Origin of the sequence: Pseudoalteromonas phenolica, from assembly GCF_044788725.1 — a bacterium.
GTDB classification, from domain to species: domain Bacteria; phylum Pseudomonadota; class Gammaproteobacteria; order Enterobacterales; family Alteromonadaceae; genus Pseudoalteromonas; species Pseudoalteromonas phenolica_C.
This window is the reverse complement of the sequence record NZ_CP173161.1, coordinates 2,358,130-2,378,017: the sequence shown is the minus strand read 5'-3', so window position 1 is coordinate 2,378,017 and position 19,888 is coordinate 2,358,130. Positions and strand designations below refer to the sequence as shown.

Annotated in this window: 13 protein-coding genes; 11 read left to right on the top strand and 2 right to left on the bottom strand. The window is 41.8% G+C overall.

Annotated features, from left to right (window positions below):
• Nucleotides 1-18: 18 nt before the first annotated feature.
• On the bottom strand, nt 19-978 hold the full coding sequence (locus ACH784_RS10830) for an FHA domain-containing protein (protein ID WP_404390098.1): 960 nt from the start codon (nt 976-978) through the stop codon (nt 19-21).
• Nucleotides 979-1,266: 288 nt separating this feature from the next.
• Between ACH784_RS10830 and ACH784_RS10825 the strand changes: the two genes are divergently transcribed.
• From ACH784_RS10825 to ACH784_RS10775, 11 genes are all read left to right on the top strand, one after another.
• A complete protein-coding gene (locus ACH784_RS10825; protein WP_404390096.1) occupies nt 1,267-1,857 on the top strand; it encodes a CBS domain-containing protein in 591 nt (196 codons plus the stop codon).
• A 182-nt stretch (nt 1,858-2,039) separates the two neighbouring features.
• Entirely contained in the window at nt 2,040-3,296 is a 1,257-nt protein-coding gene (locus tag ACH784_RS10820; protein WP_404390094.1) for an efflux RND transporter periplasmic adaptor subunit, read from the top strand.
• A 27-nt stretch (nt 3,297-3,323) separates the two neighbouring features.
• Nucleotides 3,324-4,031: an ABC transporter ATP-binding protein gene (locus ACH784_RS10815; protein ID WP_404390092.1), complete on the top strand. Its 708-nt coding sequence runs from the start codon at nt 3,324-3,326 to the stop codon at nt 4,029-4,031.
• Nucleotides 4,032-4,042: 11 nt separating this feature from the next.
• Nucleotides 4,043-6,463 (top strand): ABC transporter permease, encoded by a 2,421-nt coding sequence (locus ACH784_RS10810; RefSeq protein WP_404390090.1) that lies wholly within the window; start codon nt 4,043-4,045, stop codon nt 6,461-6,463.
• A 15-nt stretch (nt 6,464-6,478) separates the two neighbouring features.
• Nucleotides 6,479-7,882, top strand: coding sequence for a sigma-54-dependent transcriptional regulator (locus ACH784_RS10805; RefSeq protein WP_404390088.1), 1,404 nt, complete (start codon nt 6,479-6,481; stop codon nt 7,880-7,882).
• 1 nt (nt 7,883) lies between these two features.
• A complete protein-coding gene (locus tag ACH784_RS10800) occupies nt 7,884-9,224 on the top strand; it encodes a sensor histidine kinase (protein ID WP_404390086.1) in 1,341 nt (446 codons plus the stop codon).
• Nucleotides 9,225-9,295: 71 nt separating this feature from the next.
• Nucleotides 9,296-9,817 (top strand): crossover junction endodeoxyribonuclease RuvC, encoded by a 522-nt coding sequence (gene ruvC, locus ACH784_RS10795; RefSeq protein WP_404390084.1) that lies wholly within the window; start codon nt 9,296-9,298, stop codon nt 9,815-9,817.
• Between the two features lie 5 nt (nt 9,818-9,822).
• Nucleotides 9,823-10,440 (top strand): Holliday junction branch migration protein RuvA, encoded by a 618-nt coding sequence (gene ruvA, locus ACH784_RS10790; RefSeq protein WP_058030063.1) that lies wholly within the window; start codon nt 9,823-9,825, stop codon nt 10,438-10,440.
• An 8-nt stretch (nt 10,441-10,448) separates the two neighbouring features.
• Nucleotides 10,449-11,456, top strand: a complete 1,008-nt coding sequence (gene ruvB, locus ACH784_RS10785) for a Holliday junction branch migration DNA helicase RuvB (protein ID WP_404390081.1) — start codon at nt 10,449-10,451, stop codon at nt 11,454-11,456.
• A 768-nt stretch (nt 11,457-12,224) separates the two neighbouring features.
• Nucleotides 12,225-16,682: a glutamate synthase large subunit gene (gltB, locus tag ACH784_RS10780; protein ID WP_404390079.1), complete on the top strand. Its 4,458-nt coding sequence runs from the start codon at nt 12,225-12,227 to the stop codon at nt 16,680-16,682.
• A 10-nt stretch (nt 16,683-16,692) separates the two neighbouring features.
• Nucleotides 16,693-18,108: an FAD-dependent oxidoreductase gene (locus ACH784_RS10775; protein ID WP_404390077.1), complete on the top strand. Its 1,416-nt coding sequence runs from the start codon at nt 16,693-16,695 to the stop codon at nt 18,106-18,108.
• Between the two features lie 87 nt (nt 18,109-18,195).
• Here ACH784_RS10775 and recN read toward each other — a convergent pair whose 3' ends face one another.
• Entirely contained in the window at nt 18,196-19,872 is a 1,677-nt protein-coding gene (recN, locus tag ACH784_RS10770) for a DNA repair protein RecN (protein ID WP_404390075.1), read from the bottom strand.
• Between the last annotated feature and the right edge of the window lie 16 nt (nt 19,873-19,888).

Here is a 19,888-nt window from a genome sequence, read left to right as displayed (position 1 = left end):
GAAACGGTGAGACTTGCTCTAGATAGAGATGCGGGTCTCAAGTTTACTACCTTTAACAATGGTAATGTCATTACAGTTAAGTCTGACTTTACCATTTTCAGATTCAAGCATATATGCAAATTCAGGACAAATATCTAAGCACGCATCTGCGAGCTGTTTTCTTGCTCTGTGAACCATAATGTTCATATGATTCATTTGTACACCTAAGGCCTTGGCCAACTCTTCACGATACATCCAGCCTTGAAGTTCATTTTCAAGACCTGCTTCTTTATCAAGTATTCGGGTACGAGCTAAAAGAAGTAATAAATAGTGGTGAGAACGAGTCCCTAAATCAACAGTTTGATCAGCCACATTCAATGTTAGGTGGGTGTTTTCTTCATCTAAACTGACGTTAAAAGATAAAGCATAATCAACATTTTGTGCTACTTCGTTTTTAAGTTGCTTGGTAATGGTCGATGGGCTTGAGCAGTAAAATTGCCACTGATCGTTAAAAATGCTGATCAGTCCTCCATCAATCAAAACTTGTCTGTCATTTGTGAATAAATCTTCTAAAAACCAATAGTTAAGCATGCTATCGAAATAGGCGATGTGAGAAGCTTCTTGCTCATTAGGCAAGAGAAGCTGATCTTTAATTTCGATAACTTTACCGCTATCAGACTGAGAAACTAAAAATTGGCAGTCAGTACTTAAATCACCGACTACAAATGAGCTTCGTCCTGGTGCTGCAAAGTCGACTTTATCGTTTAAACACAATTGGTACGGAAGGTTTTTGCTTATTTTTTTATCATTGATCCAAATGCCATTGGTGCTTACATCTCTGATTAGCCAATGTCCTTGTGTAAACTCGATAATCGCATGATGTCGAGAAATTTCAGGAGAATTTATCAGCGTATCAACGTTATATTTGAATCGACCAATGGTGTGATAGCTTTTAAGGTAAACCTTTTCAAGCTTTTGTTCATCAATGAGATAAGCCATATATGCTTCCTTTTCTAAATCTAATACAAAAAAATGTTGTCCGTTTAAACAATCGACTGATACTAAACTTTCCTGTTGATCAGCACAATATGAATCAACCTGTTAAGGTGAATATTAAGGAGAAATGAATCTGCTTAAAAGTTCAAAATATATTAACCCAGATCAAGTCTAAGCTTTTTTTATCTAATATGCGATTACAGTCACTTACACCAGTTTGCATAATCAAGGTAACTGAACCATATTTTTATTAAACAGAGTGAAAAATATAGTGGTGTGAGAGGTAAGAAAATGGGTGAATTTAAAAAAATAGATACTGTTGAATTGAAAGGGGTGTATCAATTCTGTGATCATTTTGATTCTGATAAATTAGCGCTCTCAAGCAGTGCATTAAAAGTTGTCACAGATTTTACTCGACGAACGCCGCAAGTCATTCTAAAAGATGTTGATGTTGATCATGCGTTATTCATGATGGTTAACGGTCATGTACGATCTAAATTGGTTATTGATCATGACGATACGTTTTTAGGCGTTATTAACTCTAAAGATCTCACTGGCCGAAAAGTTTTAACAGTTGCACAGAAACGTAATCAATCAAGAAACGATCTGACGGTTGAAGATTTGATGACTAAAAAGTCAGAATTAAGGGCCATGCCATATTCAATGGTCGAAAATGCTCAAATTGGTGATGTGTTAGAGACATTGAAAGAGTTGGGGCAACAGCATATTCTTTTAACTGACAATACCGGCAATTTACGGGGTATGATTTCAGCGAGTGATATTGCGAGATCTTTGCATATTCCAGTAAACATTTTGCAGAAAGCCCATTCATTTAAAGAAATATTTGAAATTATTCACGACAAAGAAGAAGTAAATACTTAACACTTAAATTGACTAAAAAGGTGTCTCATAAATGAGACACCTTTTTTATTTTTAGTGTGTCGATTCTGATACATCTCGAATAAAATTTTTACATAAATTATTAAAAACCCTTTAAAAACAGGTTTTTATATTTTGGCTCGATAGTTGATTAGTTTTTACTAAGTCAATTATTGGAGCCAGTGATGGATACGAAAAGAACCCCTCCAGCAAAACCTTTAGTCAAACAATATTGGTATATTCCAGTACTTGTATTAGTGGCAGTGGGTATTTATTTCTCAAAACAATTTTTGGGTAACGCATCATACTTTGTGCAAAGAGATAAGTTGCAGTTGGCAAACGTACAGCAAGGCGATTTTAAAATTGAAGTGCGAGGTTCAGGTACATTAAAACCAAAGTCACTGCAATGGAGTGCGGCGCAAACATTAGGCAAAGTACAGCAACTATCAGTTAAACCAGGTGATCGAGTAGTACAAGGGCAAACACTCGCTGTACTTGAGAACCCTGCACTCATTAGCGAGCTTGAGAAGATCCAATGGGAACTCAAAGCGATAAAAGCTGAAAATAATGCCGCCTCAGTAGCGCAACAAGCACAGCAACTAGACCTTGAAAATGCGGTCATGGAAGCTGAATTCAATTATAAAAGCTCAAAGTTAAAATTAGATGCCGAGCAATCATTACTCGATCAGGGAAAAGGCTCTTTGTCAGCACTTGATTTCAAACGCACTCAACTTGCAGTTACTCAACAATATGCACGTTGGCAGGCACAAATTAAGCGTGCAGAAAAAATGCAGCAAAATTTCCAAGCCAGTGAATTGGCAAGACAAGCCCGCCTTGAACAAGTTGAAAATAATCTTAGAAAAGCCCAGCAACAAGTCTCAGGCCTTACTATCACCGCAGGTATTAACGGTGTAGTACAAAGGCTGCCAATTGAGCTTGGACAACAATTAAATGCTGGCGAAAACGCCGCTTTGGTAATCGATCCTAACTCCTTGTTCGCAGAAATAAACGTACAAGAAATTCAAGTAAAAGACGTTGCAGTGGGCCAGCAAGTAACTATTGATACGCGGTTTAACACCTTAGAAGGTGAAGTACTTCGAATTTCACCGATGTCGGAAAATGGCTTAGTTGCGGTTGAAGTCAACATTCATTCAGAGTTACCCAAAGAAGCGCGTTCAGATCTTAATATCGATGGTTACATTGAAGTTGCGAATATTAAAAATACGCTTTATGTAAAACGTCCAGCATTTGCCCCAAAAAACCGTACGGTGGATTTATATAAAACCACAAGCAATACACAGTTTGCAGAAAAACAAAAAGTGAAACTGGGTAACAGTACGTCAAAACATATTCAAATTCTTTCTGGTCTTAACCCAGGCGATCAAATTATTATCTCAGACACCAGCGCATGGGCATCTCATAGCAGTGTCAAAATACAGTAATATCAACAGGTTTAAAAAGGATCTCTCATGTCATTACTAAGTTTAAGTAACATCAAAAAATCATTTTTAACTGAAGACATCGAAACCCATGCGTTAAGTAATATTAATCTTGAAATAGCACAAGGAGAGTATGTTTCACTGTCTGGCCCATCAGGTTGTGGTAAGTCTACCTTATTGTCTATTTTAGGATTGCTCGATACTGCAACCAGCGGACAATATCTGTTTAATGGTCAAGATGTAACAAGCTTTAGTCGAGATAAGCGCGCACAACTGCGTTGTTACGATATTGGTTTTGTTTTCCAGTCTTTCAACTTGATCTCTAGTTTAACGATCAGTGAGAACATTATGTTGCCTCTGACTTATCAAACTGGCGTATCTAAAAGTCAGATGCAGAATAAAGTTGATGAAGTGCTGGAGCGAGTAGGCATGCAACATCGTGCTAATCATTTTCCGTCGCAATTATCTGGTGGTCAGCAACAGCGAGTTGCAGTGGCGCGTGCCTTGGTAAACGATCCTAAAATTATCTTTGCCGATGAGCCAACCGGTAACTTAGACAGCCATAATGCTGAAAAAGTCATGGCATTATTCGATCAACTTCACAGAGGTGGCAGCACCATTTGTATGGTGACGCACGATCCGCGCAGTGCCCAAATGGCGCAAAGGCAAGTGAGTATTCTCGACGGTACTTTGGTCAATGACATCATGCTGCACTCAGTTGAAAAAGTATCGGCATAAGGAAACGGACTATGTGGTTAGATATAAAATATGCGCTTAGGCAATTACTGCAATCTCCCAAGTTTTCTGCGCTGACTTTACTTGTCCTTATTGGCGGTTTGTTTGTTAGCTTATTTAGCTTCTCGTTCTTGAATTCAGTGCTTTATAAAGACTTACCTTTACCACAAGGCGAGAGTATTGTCAGAGTTTCAACACAATCATTAGAAGATGCAGATTTAGATCCTATGCCAGCCTGGGAAACCGCGCATGTTATTGCTGAACAAACGAGTTTTGCAGAAATTGGGCGTTATATTTCTACTTCAGGTCATATTATTTTTGAACAAACATCAAAGCGCTTAAGCTTAGAGCAAGTCGATAGTAACTTTTTTGCATTTGCAAAGGTTGCTCCCTTGTTAGGACGCACTTTAGAACAGTCAGATTTTGAAGCTGGCGCAGAGCCTGTCGTAGTGCTCAGTCATGTAATTTGGCAAAGCACTTTTAACGCTCAACAAGACATTATTGGGCATGTGATCAACCTTAATAACCAATTGACGACCGTTGTCGGAGTTATGCCAGAAGGTTATGCGTTTCCTGTTGCAGGACGTGCTTGGCAGCCATTACCCCTTGCTTACAGACAGCCTAAAATGACAGACGACACTTGGCTAAGCGTTTATGGTCGCTTAAAACCTAGTATCAGTGTAACTCAAGCTGAAACAGAATTGACTACTTTACTAAAAGGCTTTTATCAGCAAAAACAGCAAACTTTAGGTTTAGACTATGAGCCTAGAACTATTGCAATCAGTTCGTTTCCTGCAGCACAAGTAAATGGTTCAGGTGGTGTCGTATTTACTTTTATCAATGGGGTTGCACTGTGTATTTTGTTGTTGGCCTGTATCAACGTCGGTAACTTATTGCTTGCCCGAGCTTTAGAAAAAAATAAAGAAACAGCCATTAGAGCAGCGCTGGGTGCTCCAACTAAGCGATTAATCTCTCAGTTAATGTGGGAAGGCGGTATTTTAACTATTATTGGCTGTATTTTGGCGGTGTTATTAACTGGGGCGGCACTGAGCTACACAGAGTTAGTTTTGCAAAGCCACATGGCCGATAACCTTGCTTTTTGGTGGCATTGGGGGATGGATTTAGACACTGTGCTTGCAGCCATATTGTTTGCAAGTGTGACGCTATTTTTTGCTTGTTTTCTACCGGCCTACAAGGCTGCAACACAAGATGTAAATGCAACTTTGCGCGATGGTACCCGGGGGGCTCAGGGCAAAAAAGCTGGCAAACTCTCGCGAATTTTACTGACCTCTCAGATTTTCTTAATTTCAACTTTAATGTTGATTGGTGGTCTATCAGCTTTCTTATCGCAAACCATCATAGGTATGGATATGGGGGTTAACTTTAAAAATACCCTAGATGTCAATTTAGCTTTGCCTGAGGATAAATACGCAACGCCAGAGCAAAGAATTGCCTATTACCAATCATTAAAGACTGAACTAGAGCATCAAGGCAGTATTGGCGCTGTGTCTCTAGGCGCGTATTTAGGCAAAAAACCTGTTTTACCCGCTAAAATTTTAGCTGAAACAGCGCAAGATAAACCGAGCGTTGATGTGATAGAAGTCATAGGTAACACGCAAAGCTATGGTCCTTATTTGGTAGATGGCAGGCACCTAGATGATAGAGATAACCGCACGGCAATGCGAACTGTATTAATTTCAGATTCGATGGCAAAACGATACTGGCCAAACTCGAGCCCGCTTGGAGAGCAAGTCGATATTGAGTTAGAGTCTGGATCTTTAGCGCATACTGTAGTCGGCATTGTGACAAACCGTATGAATGCATCTTCATTGTTTGGTTCACTCGACAAAGAAGACGAAGTGTATATTTCGGCGCTACAAGGTGAAGTAGGTGAGCTGAGAGCGACACTTAAACATTTTGGTGATAAGCAGCAAGCTCAAACAGATTTTTATCGCACTTTTTACCGTCAAGATTCATCGCTAGAGCCCGGCTATTTTCGCTCAAAAGAAGATGACTTTGGCATGCTGCATAAAATAGCAAAAACAACATTTGCAATAACATTCGGCTGTGCATTTTTCGCGTTGTTCTTGGCATTAACGGGCATTTATGGTCTCAGTGCAGGTTCTGTTTACCAGCGCTATAACGAAATTGGCATTCGCCGTGCTGTTGGAGCGAGTGACAAAGCGATTATCAGTTTATTCTTAAAGCAAGGTAGCAAACAATTGTTGCTAGGCAGTGGGTTAGCTTTAGTATTCTTTGTGTTGATAGCCTATTTATTTCATAACTTTACTGAGCAACTGGTACCTATCTATATTTACCCAATGCTTGCAAGTGCAGTAACAGCTTTGGTTGCCAGTGCGGTGTTACTTGCCATTTATTTCCCGACTAGAAATGCGGTAGTATTGGAGCCAAGCCAGGTGCTTCGCTATGAGTAAGGAATAACAATAATAATGGCAAACATTTTAGTGGCTGACGATGATATTAACATCATCGCCAGCCTGCAGTTTTTACTAGATGATCATGGTTTTGATGTGCAAGGGGTAACGTCTTTGGAAGCAGCTAAAACCCAATTAACGCAACATAACTTTGATCTCGTCATGCTGGATATGAATTTTCATCGTGATACCACATCAGGCAGTGAAGGTATTGAATTTATTCAGCAAATGAATGAATTGTTGGCCGATAAGCTGCCGCCGATTATTGCTATGACAGGCTGGGCGACCATAGATATCGCAGTTTCAGCACTGAAAGCCGGTGCAAAAGACTTTGTGCAAAAACCGTGGCAAGACGACGCACTCATTAATACCATTCAAACCCAAATTACACTGGCAGAGCGCGAGCAACAGCTCGAACTTGCGCAAGACGAAAATAGCCAACTGAAACAAGACCTATATTTTCAACATGACGATCTTATCGCTGAATCTGCAGAGATGCAGCAACTGCTCAAACAGGTACAAAGTTTAGCGCAAAGCGATATGAACATTTTGATCACAGGTGAAAACGGCACAGGTAAAAGCTTACTTGCAAGCAAAATTCATCAGTTTTCAAAGCGCGCTTCAGGGCCCTTTGTTAGTGCAAATATGGGCGCGATTGTAGAAAGTTTATTTGAAAGCGAGCTATTTGGTCACGTGAAGGGCGCGTTTACAGATGCCAAACAAAACCGCGCAGGGCGCTTTCAAATGGCGCAGCTGGGTACATTATTTTTAGACGAAATAGGTAATATTCCGCTTGCTCAGCAGGCAAAATTACTGCGCGTATTAGAAGAAAAACAATTTGAACCTGTTGGTTCAAGCAAAACCCAACGTGCAGATGTAAGATTAGTGTCTGCGACCAATACAGATCTTGAATGTGCGATTCAAGCAGGGTCATTCCGACAAGATTTATTCTACCGCTTAAATACGGTTACTTTGCACATTCCTGCGTTGAAAGCGCGTCAGGACGACATAGTGCCATTGGCAAATTACTTTGTTGCGAAGCACAGCAAGCATTATGGCAAAACCGATGTTTGTTTATCTGAGTGTGCTAAAGCTGCATTGCTGGCATATCACTGGCCGGGCAATTTAAGAGAGTTAAGTCATTGTATAGAGCGCGCACTGTTTTTAAGTGACTCAACTATCACAGCTGAGAGCTTGAATCTCAACGTAACCAGTAATCTCATTCAGCAAAATGCGCTGACATCGATTTCAGAAGACAGTATTACAAGCCAAGCCAATTTAACCTTAGATGAAATAGAGTTTCAGGCAATGGAGCAAAGACTTAAACATTTTGCTGGGAATGTCACCGAAACAGCCAAATCTCTGGGCCTTAGTCGCAGCGGTTATTACCGTCGTTTAGCTAAATACGAAGCGCAATAGCATGCAATTTTTCGCACGCTCCAAAACGAAAGCGGTTGATCATAAACAGCAACAGACTCGGTTAATATTGGGTTTATCTATCCCTGCGATTTTCGTGGCGTTTTTTAGTTTATTTTACGCAGGGCTCAACATCTATTTGCTGGCGTTTTTCAGCATTATTGCCTTTTTAGGGTTGTCTTATGTGGTGTATGCCACACGAAATAACATAGACAAACAACAACAGCTTATTAGTAACTTATTGGCGGCTTTGATTGAAGAAGATTACACAATGCGTGGAAACTTACAGCAAGATGCCGCCATCGCGCCACTGTTGAAACTAATCAATACGCTCGCAGATAACTTACAAACAAAGAGTCGCCAAGTATCTGAAAAGCAGATCCTCATCGATAAAATTTTAGATCAGGTTCAAGCCATGTGTTTTGCTTACGACAATGAGCAAAATATCGTGATGGCAAATCATGCAGCACATACCCAGTTGTTTTTAGGTCAAGAGTTAGCACACTGTACACTTCATGATTTCCATTGGATGAAATCACTGACTGAGAAAAACTCAGCAGTTGTGACTTTGAATACTTCACAGCTTCAAGGCGAGTATTTTGCTTTTAAAGATAAATATTTAAGCGCTGGTAACCCACATACGCTGCTGCTACTAATAAAAGCAGAACAAATACTAGATGAGCGCAAACAGCAAGCATGGCAAGATCTATTACGCGTGTTAAGTCACGAACTTAATAATTCACTCACGCCAATAGCGACAATCAGTCGTAGCCTTAATAAGAAAATTCAACAATGTGAATTTCCTAAACAACCTCACTTTCAGCAAGGACTTGAGATAATTTCCGAGCGGGCAAGCTCTTTGCAGGCCTTTATTACCAGTTACCGAGAATTGACTCAATTGCCAAAGCCGAGTAAATCAGCTGTCACCGTACAAAGTTTATTTGATCCTATTCTGCCTTTGTTTGATTGTGAATTTACTTATAGCGAAAATTGGGCAAAAGCTGCCTCACAGATAGTGCTGAATGTTGATAAAAAACAACTTCAGCAAGTGCTCATCAACCTGATAAAAAATGCCATCGAGGCAAATACAGTAAATAACCAGCAAGGCATTGATCTAGACCTTGAAGAAAGTGATGACATGTTGAAAATTAGCATCCGAGACTTTGGGCAGGGGATCGCCAATTTTGATAATTTATTTGTGCCTTTTTATACCACTAAACAGCAAGGCACTGGCCTAGGCTTAGCATTAAGTCGACAAATCATGCTGAACCATGACGGACAATTACAATTAGAGAATCATCTTGAGCAAGGTGCAATCGCAACCGTAACTTTGCCAGCGTTGTAAAGAGGTAATGAATAACTGGTAATTCATACAGTATTTTGGCATTATGCCAAAAAAATAAATGAGAATGTGCTTTGGCAGTAATTTTAGGCATAGATCCCGGTTCAAGATTTACTGGATACGGCGTGATTGATCATCAAGGAAGTAAGTTTACCTACTTAGGCAGTGGCTGTATTAAAGTGGGGGAGCATGATTTTCCGACCCGATTAAAAATGATCTTCCAAGGTGTCACCCAGCTGGTTGAGCAATTTAACCCGCAAAGCTTTGGCATAGAGCAAGTGTTTATGGCACATAATCCAGACTCTGCATTAAAACTAGGGCAAGCCCGAGGCGCTGCAATTGTTGCCGCGACTATGCAAGATATTCCTGTTTATGAATACTCAGCTAGGCAAGTAAAACAAGCGGTTGTAGGCACAGGTGGCGCTAAAAAAGAGCAAGTTCAAGAAATGGTGAAGCGTATCTTGAAGTTACCGGGCACACCGCAAGCCGATGCCGCTGATGCATTAGCCATTGCCATTTGTCACGCACATTCTGAGCAAAGTTTAATTCGTTTAGCTGGTAATGCCAGCAAAACAGTTCGTCGAAGATTAAGGTAATAAACATGATTGGAAGACTAAGCGGCACTCTATTAGAAAAGCAACCGCCAGAAATTTTACTTGATGTAAATGGGGTAGGTTACGAAGTTCAAATGCCAATGACCTGTTTCTACGAGTTACCTAATGTTGGCGAGCAAGCCGCGATTTACACGCATTTTGTGGTACGTGAAGACGCCCAGTTGTTATTTGGTTTTAATCATAAAAAAGAGCGCGCTTTATTTCGAGAGCTCATAAAAGCCAACGGTGTTGGTCCAAAACTCGGTTTAGCGATTTTATCGGGCATGTCAGCTGAGCAATTCATCCACTGTGTGAATAACGAAGATGCGACCACTTTGGTGAAAATTCCAGGTGTAGGTAAGAAAACCGCTGAACGTTTAGTGCTAGAAATGAAAGATCGCTTAAAAGACTTCGGCAATGATTTGCTAACGCCATTTAGCGATAATGCGGTGATTGCGCCACAAGAAGATCCGACGGTTGCCAATAATCCAGCCGATGATGCAGTTGCTGCATTACTCGCATTAGGCTATAAACTAGCGCAAGCACAAAAAGCGGTGAAGGCAGTAAGCCAGCCAGATATGAATACCGAAGCGCTGATCAAAGAAGCGCTTAAATCTATGATGTAATAACCTTTATGATTGAAGCTGATAGACTGATTGAGCCAAGTGTTCAAGGCAACGAAGAAGTAATAGACAGAGCCATTCGTCCAAAATTATTAGACGACTACACAGGCCAGCCCCATGTTAAAAAACAGATGGAAATTTTTATTGAGGCTGCTCGATCTCGTCAAGAAGCACTCGATCACCTCTTGATCTTCGGTCCTCCAGGCCTAGGTAAAACAACCCTTGCTAATATTGTTGCTAACGAGCTTGAAGTGAATATTAAGACTACTTCGGGTCCTGTACTCGAAAAAGCCGGTGACTTAGCAGCATTGCTTACCAATTTAGAAGAGGGTGACGTGCTGTTTATTGACGAAATTCACCGTTTGAGCCCACAGGTAGAAGAAATTCTTTACCCTGCAATGGAAGACTATCAGCTTGATATCATGATAGGTGAAGGACCTGCCGCACGTTCGATTAAACTAGATCTGCCACCATTTACACTGATCGGTGCCACCACGCGCGCTGGCTCGTTAACTTCACCGCTGCGTGACCGTTTTGGTATTGTGCAGCGCTTAGAGTTTTACTCAGCTGCAGATTTAGCAACTATTATTTCGCGCTCGGCATACTATTTAGACCTAGCAATCAGTCCAGAAGGTGCCGATGAAGTGGCCCGCCGCTCACGTGGTACACCACGTATCGCCAACCGCTTGCTGCGCCGAGTGAGAGACTTTGCCCAAGTAAAAGGCGATGGCAAAGTTAGCCAAGATATTGCAAAACAAGCCCTAGATATGGTCGATGTCGATAAATGCGGCTTCGACTATATGGATAGAAAATATCTGCTTGCTCTGATTGAAAAATTTGCTGGTGGCCCAGTCGGGCTAGATAATATCGCTGCTGCCATTGGTGAAGAACGCGAAACCATCGAAGATGTCATTGAACCTTTCTTAATTCAACAAGGCTTTATTCAGCGCACGCCACGAGGGCGTATCGCGTCGAATGCCGCTTATTTGCATTTTGATTTGGCGCTTAAGCAAGATTAAAGCTCAAGCTTCCAGAGCGAGGTAGCGCTTTGGAAGCTTCACTTTGGTTTAATAGTTACCTTAAATTTGCTGGAGTCGGGTAGTCAGGATGCTCAATACTAACTGCAGAAATAAGGGCTTTCACTTTTCTTTAAATAACTTGACTAAAGTGTTTAAATCGTATTTGGTTTGCCTAAAACTGGTACTAATTTTTGAAATTTTCTCAGGAGCAGACGCCTGAAATACATATTTCATCCATCTTTTCTTAAAAATACCACTTCTTAGATTTGATCAGCATTTACAGTAATGTATTCATTAGTAGTTAATGCTTAAATTGTAATCCTCGATTTTATTTCCATTATTTATTCTTTTCTCAAGTTCAATGCTTTAATCGAATAGCGATAAAAAGACTGATTTGATTCAGTTTTACCAGCAAATATTCACCTCTTTATAAATATCTATTAATGTTGTTTATCGTGAATATTTATTCTGTTGATTTTCAGTTTACGTAAACGTAAAGCTGGCGATTAAAGTAACTTTACACCACCATTATTAAATGTTTTTTAAAATGTCACCGGTGTCATTTGTTTTTTGTTTGTCATAATTTAACATTTTTGATGCTTTTCACTTCTCTTGGTGAATTTGTCAGACCAATGAGAAATATTCAAGTTAATGAATATCTATTCATAATTTTGTTGACTCCATTTTAAAACAAAGCTAGTTTTGAATATCTGTCGGAACAATCGTCTTGTTCATTTCCGACCATAGATGTAGCAGGGGGAGGGGTGCATGCTATATGACTCTAAGTTAGAAAAAGATAATTGTGGTTTTGGTTTAATTGCTCAGATAAACGGGCAAGCAAGTCATAAACTGATCCGCAATGCAATTACAGGGTTAGACCGAATGCAACACCGTGGTGGTATTGCATCAGATGGTAAAACAGGTGATGGCTGTGGTTTATTACTTCAAAAACCTGATAGCTTCTTTCGAGCCATTGCCACTGAAAACGGTTGGCACTTAGGTAAAAATTACGCTGTCGGTATGTTGTTTTTGAATGCTGACGAAACGCTTGCATCTCAAGCCCGAAAAGTGATTAACGAAGAATTAGAAAAAGAAACGTTAACGCTCGTTGGCTGGCGGGTCGTGCCAACTGAACCGAGTATGTTGGGACCAATTGCGCTAAAGCAACTACCTAAATTTGAGCAGGTGTTTGTATCAGCACCTGAAGGCTGGCGTCCAAAAGATCTAGAGCGTCGCTTGTATATCGCAAGACGTCGTATTGAGAAGCGCTTAGTTGAAGACGACCAGTTTTATATTTCTAGTCTTTCAGGTCTGGTAACGGTTTATAAAGGCTTAATGATGCCAGTGGACCTACCAAACTTTTATTTAGATTTAGCAGATATGCGCATGAAAAGTGCAATCTGTGTTTTCCATCAACGCTTTTCTACTAACACGCAACCGCGTTGGCCGTTAGCTCAGCCATTTAGATATTTGGCACACAATGGTGAGATAAATACCATTGCGGGTAACCGCCAGTGGGCGAGAGCGCGTGCTTACAAGTTTTCTTCACCATTATTGCCTGATTTACAAACGGCCGCGCCATTCGTGAATGAAGAAGGTTCAGATTCATCAAGCCTAGATAACATTCTTGAATTATTCCTTGCCGGTGGTATGGATATTTTCCGTGCTATGCGCATGCTTGTGCCGCCTGCATGGCAAAAAAACCGAGCTATGGACGATGATTTACGCGCCTTTTACGACTTTAACTCTATGCATATGGAACCCTGGGATGGCCCAGCAGGTATCGTTATGTCAGATGGTCGATTTGCGGCATGTAACCTAGATAGAAATGGTCTACGTCCAGCGCGTTACGTGATCACCCAAGATGGGTTTATCACGCTTGCATCTGAAGTCGGTATCTGGGATTACACAGCCGATGAAGTGGTTGAAAAAGGTCGTGTTGGTCCAGGTGAATTGCTGGTTATCGATACCCTTCATGGCAAAATTTGGCAGTCTGATGAAATCGATCAAGATTTAAAATCACGTCATCCTTACAAAACTTGGCTTGAGCAAAACGTAAAACGTCTTACACCTTTTGAAGATTTGTCAGAAGAAGATGCGGGTGTACGCGATTTTGACGACGAATTATTGCTGACTTATCAAAAGCTATTCGGATACAGCAATGAAGAATTAGACAACGTCATTCGAGTAATGGGACAAAACGGCCAAGAGGCAACTGGCTCAATGGGTGACGACACCCCGTTTGCTGTATTGTCTGAAGGCCATCGCTCTTTGTACGATTACTTCCGTCAAAAATTCGCGCAGGTAACAAACCCACCGATCGACCCACTTCGTGAAAATCACGTAATGTCATTGGCGACCTGTATCGGCCGTGAGCAAAACGTATTCAATGAAACCACAGGCCATGCTAAGCGTCTTCAGTTTGCCTCACCGGTACTGACATTCTCTGATATGCAGCAATTAGTGAATGCAGATGATGAGCACTACTGTGCCTGCAAAATTCAGCTTAACTATGACAAAACTGAGTCTTTAAAATCAGCGCTAGAGCGAGTCTGTGACGAGGCTGAACAAAAAGCACGTTCTGGGTGTGTCATGCTGGTTTTGAGTGACAGAAATATCAGCAAAGATATGTTGCCAATTCCTGCGGCTATGGCTGTGGGCGCAGTACAACAGCGTTTGGTAAATACTAATTTACGCTGTGATGCCAACATCATAGTTGAAACGGGCAGTGCCAGAGATCCGCATCAGTTTGCCGTGTTATTAGGGTTTGGTGCGACGGCGATTTATCCGTATTTAACATACGAGACACTGGTCGCCATGTGTGACAGTAAAGTGATTGATAAAACCTACCGCGAGGTGACGCTGGCTTATCGTAATGCCATCAATAAGGGTCTATTCAAGATCATGTCTAAAATGGGGATCAGTACGGTCGCGTCATATCGTTGCTCTATGCTATTTGAAGCTGTTGGCCTATCAGATGACATAGTTGAAATGTGTTTTAAAGGCGTGGCTAACCGTATCAAGGGCGCAGATTTTGAAGATTTTGCTTATGAACAAGCGCAACTTCATAAGCTCGCCTTTAGTAAGCGTAAGCTATTGTCTCATGGCGGTTTATTAAAATTTGTTCACGGTGGCGAGTACCACGCTTATAACCCCGATGTGGTTCAAACACTACAAGTTGCGGTTAAATCTGGTGAGTATCAAGATTATCTAAAATACGCGGATCTTGTTAATAACCGTCCAGTGACAAACTTACGAGACTTATTAGCACTTAAACCAGATACATCTCCTGTCAGCCTTGATGATGTAGAGCCAGCTACTGAGCTATATAAGCGCTTTGATTCAGCGGCCATGAGTATTGGTGCATTATCACCAGAAGCCCATGAAGCGCTGGCTATTGCTATGAACCGCTTAGGTGGATGTTCGAACTCTGGTGAGGGCGGTGAAGATAAACTGCGCTTTGGCACCGAGAAAAACTCTAGAATTAAACAAGTTGCATCAGGCCGTTTCGGTGTCACTCCGCATTATTTAAGAAATGCCGATGTTATTCAGATCAAAGTTGCACAGGGGGCAAAACCTGGTGAAGGTGGTCAACTACCTGGTGAAAAGGTAACGCCTTACATTGCTAAATTACGTTACTCGGTACCGGGTGTGACGCTCATTTCGCCACCACCACATCATGATATTTATTCAATTGAAGATTTAGCCCAGCTTATTTTCGACTTAAAGCAGGTTAATCCAGAGGCGATGATCTCAGTTAAGTTGGTATCTGAGCCTGGCGTTGGCACAATCGCAACGGGTGTTGCCAAAGCGTATGCTGATTTAATTACGATTGCAGGTTATGACGGTGGTACAGGAGCAAGCCCACTGACATCGGTTAAATATGCCGGAAGCCCTTGGGAGTTGGGCCTTGCTGAAACTCAGCAAGCCTTGGTCGAAAATGGTCTTCGTCATCGCATTCGTCTACAAACAGATGGCGGCCTAAAAACAGGTTTAGACATCATCAAAGCAGCTATTTTAGGTGCAGAAAGCTTTGGTTTTGGTACTGGACCTATGGTCGCGCTTGGCTGTAAATATCTTCGTATTTGTCACTTAAATAACTGTGCAACAGGTGTTGCAACACAAGACGATACACTTCGACAGAAGCACTATCATGGTTTACCTGAGATGGCGATGAACTACTTCAAGTTTATTGCTCAAGAAGCTCGTGAAATCATGGCGCAACTAGGCGTAACTCGTTTAGTCGATTTAATTGGTCGCACTGATTTACTAGAAATGATCGAAGGCAAGACGAGCAAGCAAAGCAAGCTAGATTTATCAGACCTGTTAGCCAAGCCGAATAACCCAACTAATGAGACTTTATACTGCTCAGCAGCGAATACCTCTCATTATAAGGGGGAGCTAAATGAACTACTGCTATCAAAAGCACAAGCTGCAATTGAGAGCAAATCAGGTATTTCATTGGTGAATCGTATTAGCAACACCGATCGTTCGGTAGGCGCGATGCTGTCTGGTTATATTGCCAATTTACATGGCAACCAAGGCATGGCAGCAGATCCTGTGGCAATTGAACTACACGGCACTGCAGGCCAATCATTCGGTGTTTGGAATGCCGGTGGCCTTGAAATGACTTTAGTCGGTGATGCTAACGATTATGTCGGTAAGGGCATGGCTGGCGGTAAACTAGTAATTCGTCCACCAGTTGGTTCAAGCTTTGAGTCACATCAAGCAAGTATTGTCGGTAATACCTGCTTATACGGTGCGACAGGCGGTAAGTTGTTCGCAGCAGGTAAGGCAGGTGAGCGATTTGCTGTTCGAAACTCAGGTGTGACGGCAGTAGTTGAAGGCTTAGGTGACAATGGCTGTGAATATATGACCGGCGGCGTTGTCTGCGTTCTTGGTAATGTAGGCATCAACTTCGGTGCAGGCATGACAGGTGGATTTGCTTATGTGTTAGATGAAAAAGCAGACTTCGAAAAGCGTATAAATCCAGAGTTGGTTGAAATTGTTGAGCTGTCAGAGCTTAATGCACATCAAGAGCACTTACGTGGTTTGATTGCTGAGCATTTAGAGCTTACGGGCTCTGCTCGAGCAGAACAGATCCTAGCTGAATTTGAGTTGTATTTACCTAAATTCAAACTGGTTAAACCAATTTCAAGTGATGTAAAGAGCCTATTAGGTCATCGTGCTCGCAGTAGCGCTGAATTAAGAGTACAGGCGCAGTAAGGGGAAGAGTATGAGCGAAAATGTTTACCAATTTATCGATGTGCAACGAGTTGATCCAAGAAAAAAACCAATTTCAGCACGTAAGCAATCATTTGTTGAGATTTACGAACCATTTTCACAAAATCAAGTGAATTCTCAGTCAGACCGTTGTTTAGATTGTGGTAACCCATATTGTGAATGGAAGTGCCCGGTGCATAACTATATTCCACAGTGGTTAAAGTTGATCCGCAATGGTCGTATTTTAGAAGCTGCAGAGCTGTCACATCGCACCAACAGCTTGCCTGAGGTGTGTGGTCGAGTGTGTCCACAAGACCGTTTGTGTGAGGGAGCGTGTACGCTCAATGAAGAGTTTGGTGCGGTAACAATCGGTAATATCGAAAAATACATTACTGATACAGCCTTTGCCCAAGGCTGGAAGCCGGACATGTCGTATGTAGTTTGGACCGACAAGAAAGTTGCTATTATCGGTGCAGGTCCTGCGGGCTTAGGCTGTGCAGATATTCTAGTACGCAATGGGGTTAAACCGGTTGTTTTCGACCGTAACCCCGAAATTGGTGGTCTACTGACATTTGGTATTCCATCTTTCAAACTTGAAAAGTCAGTGATGGAAAATCGACGTGAAATTTTCACTGAGATGGGCGTTGAGTTTAAGTTAAATACAGAAGTTGGCAAAGACATCAGCCTTGATGAAATCATTGCTGAATATGATGCAGTATTCATTGGCGTGGGCACATATCAAAGTATGCGCGGTAACCTTGAAAACGAAGATGCTGAGGGCGTTTATGACGCTCTGCCTTTCTTGATTGGTAATACAAATCGAGTGATGGGGTACGATGAAGCTCAACAACCTTATATCAGCATGGCGAATCAAAAGGTCGTTGTGTTAGGTGGTGGTGATACTGCGATGGACTGTGTACGAACGTCTATTCGTCAAAACGCAGCGCATGTTACCTGTGCGTATCGCCGTGACGAATCAAATATGCCTGGCTCAGTTCGCGAAGTAAAAAATGCCAGAGAAGAAGGCGTAAACTTTAAGTTTAATGTTCAGCCAAAAGGCATCGAATTAAATGCCGAAGGCAAAGTTGTTGGTGTGAAAATGGTCGAAACCCGCTTAGGTGAACCAGATACAGCAGGTCGTCAACGTGCGGAAGAAGTACCAGGCACAGAGCATGTGCTTGATGCTGATGCGGTGATCATGGCGTTTGGTTTTAAACCACACAACCTTGATTGGCTTGCACAATACGATGTTGAAATTAACAGTTGGGGTGGCATTGTCGCGCCAGAGCAGGGGGCCTTCACGCACCAAACAAGTAACCCTAAGATCTTTGCCGGCGGCGACGCAGTTAGAGGTTCAGACTTGGTTGTAACAGCTATTTTTGAGGGCCGTAATGCCGCCGAAGGTATTTTGGATTATCTTGAAGTGTAAAGTCCAATATTAGATATTTTTACCCATAAAAAACCCAGTTTTCAAACTGGGTTTTTTGTTATCTTCTTCTCGCTTCTCGCTTCTCGCTTATGCTGCTTGTATAGCCAATAGCTCTTTTGCACTGGCTCGGGTGGTTTCACTGATCGATTCACCACCGATAAGACGAGCAATTTCGTCAACACGATGCGCATCTTCTAATGGCTTCATCGAAGTAAAAGTTTCCCCTTTGATGACTTTCTTACTGACAAAAAACTGTTGATGACCACTACACGCGACTTGCGGTAAATGGGTAACACATATAACTTGCGTCGACTTCCCAAGCTTACGAAGTAATTTACCGACCTGAGAGGCGGTTGGGCCAGAAATACCCACGTCGACTTCATCGAAAATAAGCGTTGGCGTCGTCACTTTTTCAGCGATAATCACTTGAATAGCCAAACTGATACGAGAGAGTTCACCACCGGAGGCGACTTTTGCTAAAGCTTGTAAAGGTTGACCTGGGTTCGTTGAAACTAAAAACTCTATGGCATCAAAACCTTCACTATTAGGTCTAAGTTCTGGTTTTGGCTGCAATTCAATCGCAAACTTACAGTGCTTCATGGCTAAATCATCCATGCTAGCACTAATAAGTTTTTGTAGTTTTTTCGCCGACTGGCTGCGGCTGTCGCTCAACGCCATCGCAGCTTGTTGGTAAGCTGATAGTGTTTGGGCGATTTCTTGCTCTAGAATATCTATACGGGCGTTATCCGAGCTTATATTGTCTAATTGCGCTTTTAACGACTGATGATGCTCATAAAGCGCTTCAGGTCTAACATGATGTTTACGCGATAGATCCATGATTTTAGATAAACGCTCTTCAACTTCTTGTAACCTAAGCGGATCTTGATCAACTCGGTCTGCGTAATCGCGAATTTCACGGCTAGCTTCTTCAACTTGAACAACCGCTTCTTCTAACAGTTGTGCTATATTACTGAGGTTGCTATCAACATTGGTTAAATTGTTGAACTGTTGAGCACTATGCTGTAGTTGGCTTAACACTGTGACACCATCTTGCTCATACAGCGCCATTAACTCTTGTTGGCAAGTGTTAATTATGGTTTGGCTGTGACTTAAGCGGTATTGTTCTTCTTCTATTTGTTTAAACTCATCAGCTTCAAGTGAGAATTCATCCAGCTCTGCAACTTGATATTCTAGCAGTTGCTGTTGTGCCGCTTTCGCCTGTTGCTCTTTTAAAAGTGTGGCATACTCTCGTTGTAACTGTTGGTAATGCTGAAATTGATTTTTTACAGCTGCTTGTAGATGTGTATGTCCTGCATAAGCATCAATCAAATGAAGCTGATGTTCAGTTTTTAAAAGCAATTGATGAGCATGTTGGCCGTGAATAGCAATTAAGTATTCGCCTAACTCTTTTAGTTGGCTGGCGGTGACAGAGACACCGTTGATATAACTTTTGCTGCGGCCACTGCGACTGATCACTCGGCGCAAAATACAGTCTTGCTCATCGTTATTCAGCATATGCTCTTTTAGAAATTGTTGAGCTTTTGCGAGTTGCTGAATATTAAATTGAGCCACAATTTGAGCGCGATCAGCGGTTGGTCTGATGGCTCCTGCATCGGCACGCTCTCCAAGACAAAGTGAAAGCGCATCGATGGCAATAGATTTACCTGCACCAGTTTCACCTGTGATGGCTGTCATGCCATCACGCCAATCAATGCATAGATCGTTTACAATTGCAAAATTACTAATTTCAAGACTGATCAACATATCTGTATATCCAAAC

What these genes read in the sequence shown, in the direction of transcription:
- ACH784_RS10830 (WP_404390098.1), bottom strand. Translation starts at nt 978, where the DNA reads ATGGCTTATCTCATTGATGAACAAAAGCTTGAAAAGGTTTACCTTAAA.
- ACH784_RS10775 (WP_404390077.1), top strand. Translation starts at nt 16,693, where the DNA reads ATGAGCGAAAATGTTTACCAATTTATCGATGTGCAACGAGTTGATCCA.
- gltB (WP_404390079.1), top strand. Translation starts at nt 12,225, where the DNA reads ATGCTATATGACTCTAAGTTAGAAAAAGATAATTGTGGTTTTGGTTTA.
- ACH784_RS10820 (WP_404390094.1), top strand. Translation starts at nt 2,040, where the DNA reads ATGGATACGAAAAGAACCCCTCCAGCAAAACCTTTAGTCAAACAATAT.
- ruvA (WP_058030063.1), top strand. Translation starts at nt 9,823, where the DNA reads ATGATTGGAAGACTAAGCGGCACTCTATTAGAAAAGCAACCGCCAGAA.
- ACH784_RS10810 (WP_404390090.1), top strand. Translation starts at nt 4,043, where the DNA reads ATGTGGTTAGATATAAAATATGCGCTTAGGCAATTACTGCAATCTCCC.
- ACH784_RS10805 (WP_404390088.1), top strand. Translation starts at nt 6,479, where the DNA reads ATGGCAAACATTTTAGTGGCTGACGATGATATTAACATCATCGCCAGC.
- ruvB (WP_404390081.1), top strand. Translation starts at nt 10,449, where the DNA reads ATGATTGAAGCTGATAGACTGATTGAGCCAAGTGTTCAAGGCAACGAA.
- ACH784_RS10800 (WP_404390086.1), top strand. Translation starts at nt 7,884, where the DNA reads ATGCAATTTTTCGCACGCTCCAAAACGAAAGCGGTTGATCATAAACAG.
- ACH784_RS10815 (WP_404390092.1), top strand. Translation starts at nt 3,324, where the DNA reads ATGTCATTACTAAGTTTAAGTAACATCAAAAAATCATTTTTAACTGAA.
- ACH784_RS10825 (WP_404390096.1), top strand. Translation starts at nt 1,267, where the DNA reads ATGGGTGAATTTAAAAAAATAGATACTGTTGAATTGAAAGGGGTGTAT.
- recN (WP_404390075.1), bottom strand. Translation starts at nt 19,872, where the DNA reads ATGTTGATCAGTCTTGAAATTAGTAATTTTGCAATTGTAAACGATCTA.